Origin of the sequence: Castellaniella sp. (genome assembly GCF_041675725.1) — a bacterium.
In the GTDB taxonomy this organism is placed as follows: Bacteria; Pseudomonadota; Gammaproteobacteria; order Burkholderiales; family Burkholderiaceae_B; genus Castellaniella.
Window position 1 is genome coordinate 1 of sequence record NZ_JBAYTI010000073.1, and the last position, 11,623, is coordinate 11,623.

Consider the following 11,623-nt stretch of genomic DNA (forward strand, 5'->3'; position numbering starts at 1 on the left):
CAGGGCCTATGGCTTCAGAAACTTTGAGAATTACCGCATGAGAGTCTTGGCTCAATGCGGTTGGAACGGTGTCATCAACCGTGTCTAGTGAATGCCCATCCCCCGTTTATGGGGTAGAGCCCGGAGCGGGCGAATTGCGCGAACGACGCCTGTAGTGGCCATTGGCGGACAGAGGGGGATTCGAACCCCCGATACGCTATTCACGTATACACGCTTTCCAGGCGTGCGCCTTCAACCACTCGGCCACCTGTCCTGCTGGGCGGGCAGACACGCCCAAGAGAAGCTCGCCATTTTAGCAGAGTTCAGCCAAGCACTGAGCCGCCGGCCAATGCCGCCACCCCCAGCCCGCCCACCATGCGCTCGACGTAACGCGCGATCAGATCGATTTCGAGATTGACCGAAGAGCCCACCTGCACGTTGCGCAACGTGGTGACCTGCACCGTGTGGGGGATCAGGTTGATGGAAATCTCGGTGCCTTCTTCCTGGTCGTCCACGCGGTTGATCGTCAGGCTGACGCCGTTTACGGTGATCGACCCCTTGTAGGCCAGATAGCGGGACAAGTGGGCCGGCACGATGATGCGCAGATCCAGCGACTCGCCGACTGCGTCCAGGCACGTGACGCGCCCCACGCCATCCACATGACCGGAAACCAGGTGCCCGTCCAGGCTGTCGCCCATGCGCAGGGCATGCTCGAGATTGACCTCGCCCTCGGCATCGAGCCCGCAGGTACGGTCCAGGCTTTCGCGCGAGACGTCGACCTCGAATGCATCCGGATGCAGGGCGACCACCGTCATGCAGGCCCCCTGCACGGCGATGGAATCCCCCACGCGCGTACGATCCAGCGGCAGCCCCCCTGCCTGGATGCGCAGGCGCACGCCTGCGTCGGCCGAATCGCCCAGCGGCGCCACCTGATCGATACGCCCGATGGCCGTGATGATTCCTGTGAACATGATGGTGAACTCTATCCTGAATGAAGCAGCCGGGCCAGCAGCCCGGCGCGGTTAGACCCTGCAGGCGCGCCGCAGGGCCTGCCAATGCCCGGCGTGGCGCAAATGCAGGCGCATGTCCCGGCCCAGAGCGGCGGCGCCGAGAAATTCATAGGCGGGCGCCTCTTCGAGGCGCGTTACCGGTTGCGTGAGGGCAACCAGGCCCCGACCGGCCCCCAGCACGCTCGGGGCCACATAGGCCACCCACTCGTCCACGTAGCCGCCGGCCACCAGCGCACCCGTCAGGCGCGCGCCCGCCTCGACGTGGACCTCGTTGACTTCATGCGCCCCCAGCCAGCGCAGCACGGCCCCGAGATCCAAGCCCCCCCCGTCGGCCGGCATCCGCACGACCCGAGCCTGGCGGCCGGCAAGGCGCGCGATCTTTTCTGGATCGGCTTGCGCGGAAAAAATCCATACGGGCCGACCATCGATCAGGCGCGCGTGCTCGGAAATGGCAAGGTGACTGTCGAGCACCGCCCGCACCGGTTGGCGCTGGGCTGGAACATCGCGTACGTCCAGGCGCGGGTCATCGGCCAGCACGGTGCCCAGGCCGGTCAGCACCACGCAGGCCCGCGCCCGCCAGGCATGGCCATCGGCCCGGGCGGCTTCGCCCGTGATCCACTGCGATCGGCCGTCGGGCAGCGCGGTGCGGCCATCCAGCGAGGCGGCGGTCTTGACGCGCACCCACGGGGTGCCGCGCACCATGCGCGCACAAAATCCGGGGTTCTGGGCCAGCGTGTCTTCGGCGAAGAGGCCGGCCTCGACTTGCAGGCCGGCGGCCCGCAGCACAGCCAGGCCCCGACCCGCCACCTGGGGATTGGGATCGCGCAGGCCCACGACCACCCGGCGGATCCCGGCCCGGATCAGGGCTTCGGTACAGGGCGGTGTACGGCCCCGATGACTGCAGGGCTCGAGCGTAACGTAGGCGGTGGCGCCCGCCACGGAGATTTCCTGGCGTTCGGCCTCGTGCAGAGCCTGGGCTTCGGCATGGCGCCCCCCCACTTTTTGCGTGCTGCCCTCGGCCAGCCAGTGCCCGTCGCGCACCAGTACGCAGCCCACGCGAGGATTGGGGTTGCTTAGGGTGCAGGCCTGTTCGGCCACTTTCAGCGCGCGGCGCATCCAGCGCTGATCGTGGGTGGAGAACACCGCGGAGTCAATCGGTGCCGTCATGGTGATCCGTACCCAGCTCGTCGATAGCGCGCACGAATTCGCTGAGGTCCTCGAAACTGCGATACACCGAGGCAAAACGCACGTACGCGACCCGATCCATGGCACGCAGCTCGGCCATGACCAGTTCGCCCACGAACTCGGACGGGACTTCGCGCTTGCCGCTGGCCATAAGGCGATCCTGGATGCGCACCAGGGCGGCATCCAGCGCCGACGCACTGACCGGGCGCTTGCGCAAGGCCAGTGCCATGCTGCCGCGCAACTTGGCCGCGTCGAACTCGACCCGGCTGCCATTGCGCTTGACAATGGCCGGCATCATGAGCTCGACCCGCTCGTAGGTGGTGAAACGCCGCTCGCAGGCCATGCAGCGACGCCGGCGCCGAATCGTGTCCCCCTCTTCGGAGACCCGGGAGTCGACGACCTGCGTATCAGCGTGCTGGCAAAATGGGCATTTCATATAAAAAGGGCGTCTGAGCACGCCCTGGTTGGTGAAGATCAGCGATACACCGGCAAGCGCTGCGTGAGTTCGTGGACCCGGGCGCGCACCTTGGCCAGGTTCTCGGCGTTGTCGGGATCGTCGAGCACGTCGGCGATCAGGTGCCCGGTGAGTTCGGCCTCGGCCTCGAGGAACCCCCGCGTGGTCATGGCCGGCGTACCCAGGCGTATGCCGCTGGTGACGAACGGTTTTTCCGGGTCGTTCGGGATGGCATTTTTGTTGACCGTGATGTGGGCCTGGCCCAGGGCGGCTTCGGCCGCCTTGCCGGTAATGCCCTTGGCGCGCAGATCCACCAGCATCACGTGGCTTTCGGTGCGCCCCGACACGATGCGCAGGCCGCGCTTGACCAGGGTTTCAGCCAGGACCTGGGCATTGGCCAGGACCTGCGCGGCATAGACCTTGAAATCTGGCTGCAGGGCTTCGCCGAATGCCACCGCCTTGGCCGCGATCACGTGCATCAACGGCCCGCCCTGAATGCCCGGGAAAATGGCCGAGTTGATGATTTTCTCGTGCTCGGATTTCATCAGGATCACCCCGCCGCGCGGACCGCGCAGGGATTTGTGGGTCGTCGTCGTCACGAAATCGGCATGCGGGACCGGGTTGGGATACACGCCCCCGGCGACCAGACCGGCGTAATGCGCGATGTCCACCATGAACAGCGCGCCGTTGTCGTGCGCGATACGGGCCATGCGTTCGAAGTCGATCCGCAGAGCATAGGCCGACGCACCGCCTACGATCAGCTTGGGCTTGTGCTGGCGGGCCAGCGCCTCGAGCTGGTCGTAGTCGATCGCTTCTTGGGCGTTCAGGCCATATGAATGGAACTGGTACAGCTTGCCCGAAGCGTTGACCGGCGAGCCGTGCGTGAGGTGCCCGCCTTCGGCCAGGCTCATGCCCAGCACGGAATCGCCGGGCTTGAGCACCGCCATGTACACGCCTTGATTGGCCTGTGAGCCCGAATTGGGCTGCACGTTGGCCGCTTCTGCGCCGAAGATCCGCTTGACCCGATCGATGGCCAGCTGCTCGATCACGTCGACGTGCTCGCAGCCGCCATAGTAGCGCTTGCCCGGGTACCCTTCGGCGTACTTGTTGGTCAGCTGCGTGCCCTGTGCCTGCATCACGGCCGGGCTGGCGTAGTTCTCGGAGGCGATCAGCTCGATATGCTGTTCCTGCCGAAGGTTTTCATTCTGGATGGCCGCCCAGACGTCTGGGTCGGCCTGATCGAGCGTGCGAGAGCGATCAAACATGGAGGTAGGGTCCTGACAGAGTAAAAAAGCTTACAGGGCGTGCAGCCTGGGGTTGAGGGTGTAGGTTCCGGTGACCGAGGCCTGTGCCAGAATGTGCCCCTGCATCGCCTCGCGCACCCTGGGCCCGTCGAAACGGCCCGTGACGGATAGCTCTGCGACGTCGAGCGCATACACGGTGAATACATAACGGTGCACCAGGGCGTCATTCCAGGGCGGGCAGGGGCCATCGTAGCCGAAGTAGTCGCCGTTCATGTCGCGGTCCGAGGCAAACCAGCTGGTGAAGTCATTCAGGCCCTGGCGGGTGCCGTCCAGCGCCATGGGCCCGGCCTTGCCGCGTGGCGTGATGCCGTCGGAATAGCTGCCTTCTTCGATGCTGCGCGCATCGGCGGCCACGTCGACCAGCACCCAGTGGAAGAAATCCGTGCGCGGCAGATCGGCGGGCACTTCGCGCCCGGGCTGGTTGACGTCGTCGGGCTGCGAAGGCACGTCTGAGTCGACGCACAACACGACGAATGACCGGGTGCCCTCGGGGACATCGGACCAGGCCAGGTGCGGATTGCGGTTGCCGGCCAGGGCCACGCGTGCCTGCGGATCGATGCGACCAAAGGCATTGCTCTCGGGGATCACCCCCTGATCGGGGAAAGATTGGCTATGCAGTTTCATGAGGCCTCCGAAGCCCGGGCCAGGGTCACCCGGGCGAATTTGCGCTTACCCACCTGCATGACGTAGGTGCCGGCAGGCAGCTGCAGGGATTTGTCTTCGATGCGCTGTCCGTCGATGCGCACCCCCCCTTGTTCGATATTGCGCTGCGCTTCGGACGCCGAGGCCGACAGGCCGGCTGCGCGCAGCACCTTGAGTATGCCCAGCGGCGCACCGGCCACCCGGACCTCGGGGAGGTCGGCTGGGATGGCGCCATCGCGGAACTGGGCATTGAAGTGCGCCAGAGCGCGCTCGCCCGCACCGTGGCCATGAAAGCGGTCGACGATCTCGGTGGCCAGCAGCGCCTTGATGTCGCGCGGATTGCGCCCTTGGGCGGCTTCGGCCTGCAGGCCGGCGAGTTCTTCGAGCGTGCGAAACGACAGCAGCTCGAAATAGCGCCACATCAGCGTGTCGGATATCGACATCAGCTTGCCGAACATAGCGTCGGCCGGTTCGCTGATGCCGATATAGTTGCCCTTGGACTTGGACATTTTCTCGACCCCGTCCGTGCCTTCGAGCAGGGGCATGGTGAGCACGCATTGCGGCTCCTGGCCGTATTCTTTCTGCAGTTCGCGCCCGACCAGCAAGTTGAATTTCTGGTCGGTGCCGCCCAGTTCGAGATCGGCCTGCAGGGCGACGGAATCATACCCCTGGAGCAGGGGGTACAGGAATTCGTGTACCGAGATCGGCACGCCCGCCTTGAAACGGCGGGTGAAGTCGTCGCGCTCCATCATGCGGGCCACGGTATAGCGGGACGCCAGCTGGATGAGGCCGCGCGCCCCGAGGGGATCCGACCATTCGGAGTTGTAGCGGATTTCCGTGCGGGCCGGATCCAGCACCAGGCTGGCCTGGGCATAATAGGTTTCGGCGTTCGCGCGGATCTGCTCGGCCGTGAGGGGCGGCCGGGTGCTGTTGCGCCCGCTGGGATCGCCGATTTGCGCGGTAAAGTCGCCGATCAGGAAAATCACCGTGTGGCCCAGATCCTGCAGCTGGCGCATCTTGTTGAGCACCACGGTATGGCCCAGGTGGATGTCTGGTGCGGTTGGATCCAGACCCAGCTTGATGCGCAGCGGCGTGCCGGTGGCGCGGCTGCGCGCCAGCTTGACGGCGAATTCCGAAGCCACCAGCAGCTCGTCGCAGCCCCGTTGCACGACCTGCAAGTCGTGCACGATTTGCGGATCGGCAGGGTCGATAGGGGACGACATGATGAACGCTTATATCAAAAAAATTAGAAAAAAGCTCGAAAAAACTGCCGACATGCGTTAGCATAACGTGCGATTGCAGCTTGTGTACAACAGTTTCATCGGCTTCAATAATTTCAATCGCTCGTTCCGAGTGACGGGGTCTCATGTTAGCAGAGCCTGCCCCGCCGGTGCGCATTCCCACAACTGATTATCTGGTCCATGATGCCCTACACACATCACACGCCACGCCGCCGACACATCACACGCAATCTGCTTCTGGCCGCATCCGGGCTGTTTCTGACAGCCGCCGCGCTGGCCGTCGTCCAACCCCCCGCCCCGCCTCCGGGCCCCCTGATCGAAGCGCGCACCAGCCTCGACCTGGCCATCGACGACATGCTGGTGCAGCGCCACCACACGCCATACATCACCTCCACACGCATCCGGCGCGGCGATACGGTGGTCGACGTGCTGCGCCGCCTCGAAATCGATGAAGACGGTCTGCTGGCCTTCCTCACCACCGACAAGAACGCGCGCTCCATCTACAAGCTCTACCCGAACCGCAACGTGCGCGCCGCACTGGACGATGCCGGCCGGCTGGTCTGGCTGCGCTACCTGCACACCCCGGGCATGCGCACCGACGGCGGCATGGACGCCGGCTGGCTCGAAGTGCGCCCCGATGGCGCGGGCGGTTTCACGGCCCAAGAGCGCACCGAACCCGCCCTGGCCGAAACCCGCCTGGCCGAAGGCGAAATCAACTACTCGCTGTTCGGCGCGGCCGATGCGGCCAACATTCCGGATCACATCACGCTCGAAATGGTCGAGATCCTTGGCAGCCGCATCGATTTCCTCACCGACCTGCGCAAGGGCGACCGCTTCCGCATCGTCTACGACGCCTACACACACGATGGCGCCCCGGTTGGCGCGGGGCGCATCCGCGCGCTCGAATTCATCAACAAGGGCAAGACCTACAGCGCCGTCTGGTTCGAGAACAGCGAAGGCCAGGGCGGCTATTACGACTTCTCCGGCGCAAGCCTGCAGGGGGCGTTCCTGCGCAACGCCATCAAGTTCACGCGGATCAGCTCGCGGTTCGGCATGCGCAAACACCCCATCCACAAGAAATGGATCGGCCACAAAGGGGTCGACTACGCCGCCCCTTCCGGTACCCCGATACGGGCGACGGCCGATGGCACGGTGCAGTTCATCGGCCAGCAGCGGGGCTATGGCAATGTGATCATCCTCAAGAACCACGGCCAGTATTCCACTCTGTATGCGCATCAAAGCCGTTTTGCCAAGGGGCTCAAGAAAGGCGCCAAAGTGCGCCAGGGCGAGGTCATCGGCTATGTCGGCGCCACCGGCTGGGCCACCGGGCCGCACTTGCACTACGAATTCCGCATCGGCGACCGGCCCGTCGACCCGCTGGCAGTCGACCTGCCCGTGGCGCGCACGCTGGACGCATCAGAGAAAAAGGCCTTCGAAGCCACGGTGGCAGAGTACCGTCCCCAGATGCAGCGGTTGGCCCAGCTGCAAGAAAACCGCCTGCTGCTGGCCGGCACAGAGGCCATCGAGCCCACCGAAGAACCCTCCCAACCCTAGCGGGCAGCGCCTGCCCGGCCCGCATGCTCGGGCGCGGGCGCCATCCGCTGTCGCATCCAACATGGCCGGCACTTACTGCATAGGGCTCATGTCCGGCACCAGCACCGACGCCGTCGATGGGGTGCTGGCCGATCTGTCCGCACCGTCTATCCAGCTATTGGCCCAGGCCAGTCTGCCGCTGCCGCCCGCGCTGCGCGACGAGCTCCTGGCCCTGAACACGCCCGGGGCCGATGAACTGCATCGCGCCGCGATGGCGGCCAACGCGCTGGCCGACTGCCAGGCGGCCGTCGTGCAATCGCTATTGGCTCAGGCCGGCCTGTCGGCCCGGCAGGTCCAGGTGCTCGGCACGCACGGCCAAACCGTGCGCCATGCCCCCGAAAACGGCTATACCGTGCAGATCAACGCCCCCGCGCGCCTGGCTGAACGCTGCGGCATCGCCACGGTGGCCGATTTTCGCAGCCGCGACGTGGCGGCGGGCGGCCAGGGCGCCCCGCTGGTTCCCGCGTTTCATGCCGCGTACTTCGGCACGGATGCGCGCCGCGCCGTGCTGAACCTGGGCGGGATTGCAAACCTGACCGTACTCGAATCACCGGTGCGCGGCTTCGATACCGGCCCGGCCAACATGCTCATGGATGCCTGGGCGCAGGCCCATCTGGGCGAGCCCTTCGACCTGGACGGCCGGTGGGCGGCCCGTGGACACTGCCAGCCCGCGTTGCTGGCCAGCCTGCTGGCCGACCCCTGGTTCGCCCGGGTGCCGCCCAAATCGACGGGCCGGGATCTGTTCAGCCTGGCCTGGCTGCACAGCCATCTGGACAGGCCTGGGCCCCAAGGGGCCCGGTGTGCGCCCGCAGACGTCCAGGCCACGCTGCTCGAGCTCAGTGTCCGCTCGATCGCCGACGCCCTGCAGCGGCACGCGGCGGGGGTACAAGAGATCCTGGCGTGTGGCGGTGGCGCGCTCAACCCCGTACTGATGGCCCGCTTGCGTGACGCATTGGCGCCCGTTCGGCTGCGCACGACAGCCGACGAAGGGGTGCCCGTACAGGCGGTGGAAGCCCTGGCGTTTGCCTGGCTGGCACACGCGTGGCTGCAGGGTCAGGCCACTGGCCTGCCCGAGGTCACCGGCGCACGCCATGCCACGGTGGCCGGGTGCCTGTACCCGGCCTGAATAACGGGCTCAGGCCGGGGGATCAGGCCGTAAACGACGAACCGCAGCCGCAGGTGGTCTCGGCATTGGGGTTGTGGACCACGAACTGCGAGCCTTTCAGGGCCTGCTGGTAATCAATCTGGGCCCCGGCCAGATACGGCTGGCTGAGCGGATCGACCAGCAGCTGCACGCCATCCTGCTCGATGGTGGTGTCGTCTTCGGCGGCCGACTCTTCGAGGGCAAAGCCGTATTGAAAGCCCGAACAGCCGCCCCCTTCGACATAGACGCGCAGTTTCAGGGCCGGGTTGTTTTCATCGGCCCGCAATTGGAGCAACCGCGCACGGGCGGCGGGGGTGAGCCCGATGGACGTGGACGGGCCGGAGCGGGAGAGGTCTGAAGATGCCATCATGGTTGTGTTCCGTTCTGGGCCACAGGGGCCTCTTGTGCAGCGCGTACGGTATCGCCTTCGAGGATCTCGAGCTGCACGGTATCGATCGATTGCCCCGGTACGGCCTGCAGTAGGCCCGTACTGCGCTGGAACTGGCGGAAATCCAGGGCCAGCGGATCAGCGTGGGCTGCCGGCGCGGCCGAATCAGGCGCGCCAGGCGGCAGCAGAACCATTTTAACGGGTTTGCCGTCCTGCATGCCATGCGCCACAAAGCGCAGGCGCCCCTTGAATTCGGCGGCATCCGGGCGCGCATTGCGAGTGAGCAGGACCCGGTAGGAAAGAAATTCGCCCTCGGCGGCGATCTCGAAGGCCCGGATGGCCACCGAGCCGGCAGGCCCAGGCGGAATCAGCTGCTCGTAGAATGCCAACTGATCCTGGGTCTGGCCCAGGGCTTCTTGGAGTTCGGCGGTTTTTTCCTGCAGGCTGCGCAGGGTGCCCGAGTCGATGGCGGCGCGGCTTTGATCGGCGGCCCGGTCTGCCTGGGCCTGCAGCCGTTCGGCCTGCAGGGCGGCCACCTGGGCTTCGAGCATCTGCATGTGCTGGGCATCGCCCCCGTGCATGCCGACGTGCATGGCCACCGCCCCGGCCACAAATGCCAGCACGAGCAGCAGCAACCGCCTGAGCATGCGCACCAGCCAATGGCTGAAACGCCCGCCCGTCGCGTTGGATGGCCGGCTCATGGGCACGCACCGTAGGGAAAGACTGGATGAACCATGATCGCCTGCCTTCAGGGCAAGATCGCGGGCTGTTGCAGGCCGGTGGTTTCTGGCAGACCGAACATCAGGTTCATGTTCTGCACGGCCTGGCCCGCAGCCCCCTTGACCAGATTGTCTTGTACCACCAGGACGACCAGCGTGTCACCCCCCGAAGGCCGGTGCAGCGCCAGGCGCAGCATGTTCGACGCGCGCACGGAGCGTGTCTGGGGCAGGCTGCCGGCCGGCATGACGTCGATGAACGGTTCCCCCGCGTAGCGTTCGGCGTACAGCGCCTGGAAGTCTGTATCCAGCGCTTCGGGCAGAATGCGCAGGTAGAGCGTCGAGAACATGCCACGGATCATGGGCACCAGGTGCGGCACGAACGTAATGCCTACGGGCTGGCCCGCAATGCGCTCGAGACATTCGGTGATTTCGGGATGGTGCCGATGGCCGGCCACACCATAGGCGGCGAAATTGTCGCCTGCCTCGGCATAGAGGGTGCCGACCTGGGCGCTGCGGCCCGCCCCGGACACGCCCGACTTGGAATCTGCGATGATGTGCGCGGTATCGACCAGCGGGCGGCCCGCCTGCAACACCGGCGCCAGCCCCAACAGCACGGTGGTGGGATAGCAACCCGGATTGCCGACGACCCGGGCCTGGCGGATGCGTTCGCGGTCGAGCTCGGGCAGGCCATAGACCGCTTCCTTGAGCAGATCCGGGCAATGATGCGGGATCTTGTACCAGCGTTCGAAGGTGGCGACGTCCTGGAGGCGGAAGTCGGCCGCGAGGTCGATCACCCGCACCCCGTGTTCGAGCAGGCCCTGGGCCTGCGCCATCGCAACCCCATGCGGCGTGGCAAAAAAGACCACGTCGCACTGATCGAGCCCGGCGTCTTCGGGAGCCTGAAAGCAAAGATCGACATGGCCGCGCAAGTTGGGGTAGAGGTCTGCCACCGGCAGACCCGATTCCTTGCGCGACGTAATGGCGTGCAGCTGCACCCGCGGATGCTGTGACAACAGGCGCAGCAGCTCGACCCCCGTATAGCCCGTGCCGCCGACGATGCCTGCCCGTATGCCCTGCCGTGTATCCATGACCCCCCCAGATGACCTGCGTCTTCCACATATTGTAGTGGAATGCGCTTGAAACGAAGCGGGCCCGGATGCCCGGGCCCGCTTCTGTTGCACCGCGATGGGCGCCGCAAGGCGGCTTATCGCTTGCTGAACTGCTTGCGCCGGCGCGCCTTGTGAAAGCCCACTTTCTTGCGCTCGACCGCCCGGGCATCGCGTGTGACCAGCCCGGCCTGCTTGAGCGACGGCTTGAGGGTTTCGTCGTAATCGATCAGTGCGCGGGTGATGCCGTGGCGCACCGCCCCCGCCTGCCCGGATTCACCCCCGCCATGTACGTTGACGTGGAAATCGAACGATTCCAGGTGATCGGTGACGACCAGCGGCTGGCGCACGACCATGCGCCCGGTTTCGCGCGCGAAGTATTCATCGACAGGCCGACCGTTGACCACGATCTTGCCTGAGCCCTTTTTAAGAAACACGCGCGCCACGGAAGTCTTGCGGCGGCCCGTGCCGTAGTTCCAGTTACCTGTCATGATGCTCGCCCTTCGATTTCGAGAATTTGCGGCTGCTGCGCGGCGTGCGGGTGCTCGGCGCCCGCGTAGACCTTGAGCTTGCGCGCCATGGCATAGCCCAGCGGCCCCTTGGGCAGCATGCCCTTGACGGCTTTTTCGAGGGCGCGCCCCGGAAAACGTTGCTGCATTTTTTCGAAATTGGTTTCGCGGATGCCGCCCGGATAATTGGTATGGCGATAGTAGCGCTTGTCTTGTGCCTTGGCACCGGTGACGACGATTTCGGCCGCGTTGATGACGACGATGTAATCGCCGGTATCGACGTGCGGCGTGTATTCGGGTTTGTGCTTGCCCCGCAGGCGGCGTGCGACTTCGCTGGCCACACGGCCCA

General features: G+C 65.7%; 13 protein-coding genes and 1 tRNA gene. 2 read left to right on the top strand and 12 right to left on the bottom strand.

Annotated features, from left to right (window positions below):
* Positions 1 to 162: 162 nt before the first annotated feature.
* The 7 genes from WCZ84_RS12140 to tyrS all read right to left on the bottom strand — a co-directional run bounded on the left by WCZ84_RS12140 (position 163) and on the right by tyrS (position 5,797).
* Positions 163 to 253: transfer RNA gene (locus WCZ84_RS12140), tRNA-Ser, on the bottom strand.
* A 49-nt stretch (positions 254 to 302) separates the two neighbouring features.
* Complete coding sequence (locus WCZ84_RS12145; RefSeq protein ID WP_372686541.1) at positions 303 to 950, bottom strand: riboflavin synthase; 648 nt, start codon at positions 948 to 950, stop codon at positions 303 to 305.
* 51 nt (positions 951 to 1,001) lie between these two features.
* Positions 1,002 to 2,156: a bifunctional diaminohydroxyphosphoribosylaminopyrimidine deaminase/5-amino-6-(5-phosphoribosylamino)uracil reductase RibD gene (ribD, locus tag WCZ84_RS12150; protein ID WP_372686542.1), complete on the bottom strand. Its 1,155-nt coding sequence runs from the start codon at positions 2,154 to 2,156 to the stop codon at positions 1,002 to 1,004.
* Positions 2,140 to 2,610, bottom strand: a complete 471-nt coding sequence (nrdR, locus tag WCZ84_RS12155) for a transcriptional regulator NrdR (protein ID WP_372686543.1) — start codon at positions 2,608 to 2,610, stop codon at positions 2,140 to 2,142. The genes ribD and nrdR overlap by 17 nt, the downstream gene beginning before the upstream one ends.
* A 38-nt stretch (positions 2,611 to 2,648) precedes the next feature.
* Complete coding sequence (gene glyA / locus WCZ84_RS12160; protein WP_372686544.1) at positions 2,649 to 3,893, bottom strand: serine hydroxymethyltransferase; 1,245 nt, start codon at positions 3,891 to 3,893, stop codon at positions 2,649 to 2,651.
* 30 nt (positions 3,894 to 3,923) lie between these two features.
* A complete protein-coding gene (locus tag WCZ84_RS12165) occupies positions 3,924 to 4,556 on the bottom strand; it encodes a YbhB/YbcL family Raf kinase inhibitor-like protein (protein ID WP_372686545.1) in 633 nt (210 codons plus the stop codon).
* Positions 4,553 to 5,797: a tyrosine--tRNA ligase gene (gene tyrS, locus WCZ84_RS12170; protein WP_372686546.1), complete on the bottom strand. Its 1,245-nt coding sequence runs from the start codon at positions 5,795 to 5,797 to the stop codon at positions 4,553 to 4,555. Before tyrS ends, WCZ84_RS12165 begins: the two co-directional genes overlap by 4 nt.
* Before the next feature lie 198 nt (positions 5,798 to 5,995).
* On the opposite strand from tyrS, the gene WCZ84_RS12175 reads away from it, so the two are divergent.
* Together WCZ84_RS12175 and WCZ84_RS12180 are read left to right on the top strand one after the other, a co-directional pair.
* On the top strand, positions 5,996 to 7,369 hold the full coding sequence (locus tag WCZ84_RS12175) for a peptidoglycan DD-metalloendopeptidase family protein (protein ID WP_372686547.1): 1,374 nt from the start codon (positions 5,996 to 5,998) through the stop codon (positions 7,367 to 7,369).
* Between the two features lie 61 nt (positions 7,370 to 7,430).
* Positions 7,431 to 8,534, top strand: a complete 1,104-nt coding sequence (locus WCZ84_RS12180) for an anhydro-N-acetylmuramic acid kinase (RefSeq protein ID WP_372686548.1) — start codon at positions 7,431 to 7,433, stop codon at positions 8,532 to 8,534.
* Between the two features lie 22 nt (positions 8,535 to 8,556).
* Here the strand turns inward: WCZ84_RS12180 and erpA are convergent, their stop codons facing one another.
* From erpA to rplM, 5 genes are all read right to left on the bottom strand, one after another.
* Positions 8,557 to 8,919, bottom strand: coding sequence for an iron-sulfur cluster insertion protein ErpA (erpA, locus tag WCZ84_RS12185; RefSeq protein WP_372686553.1), 363 nt, complete (start codon positions 8,917 to 8,919; stop codon positions 8,557 to 8,559).
* The gene (locus WCZ84_RS12190; RefSeq protein WP_372686549.1) at positions 8,919 to 9,641 is read right to left on the bottom strand and encodes a DUF6776 family protein; all 723 of its coding nucleotides are present in this window, start codon (positions 9,639 to 9,641) and stop codon (positions 8,919 to 8,921) included. Before WCZ84_RS12190 ends, erpA begins: the two co-directional genes overlap by 1 nt.
* Before the next feature lie 47 nt (positions 9,642 to 9,688).
* Positions 9,689 to 10,747, bottom strand: coding sequence for an N-acetyl-gamma-glutamyl-phosphate reductase (argC, locus tag WCZ84_RS12195; protein WP_372686550.1), 1,059 nt, complete (start codon positions 10,745 to 10,747; stop codon positions 9,689 to 9,691).
* A gap of 116 nt (positions 10,748 to 10,863) precedes the next feature.
* Positions 10,864 to 11,256, bottom strand: coding sequence for a 30S ribosomal protein S9 (gene rpsI / locus WCZ84_RS12200; RefSeq protein WP_372686551.1), 393 nt, complete (start codon positions 11,254 to 11,256; stop codon positions 10,864 to 10,866).
* The coding region (rplM, locus tag WCZ84_RS12205; protein ID WP_372686552.1) for a 50S ribosomal protein L13 at positions 11,253 to 11,623 on the bottom strand (371 nt) is incomplete at its 5' end. The genes rplM and rpsI, both read right to left, overlap by 4 nt.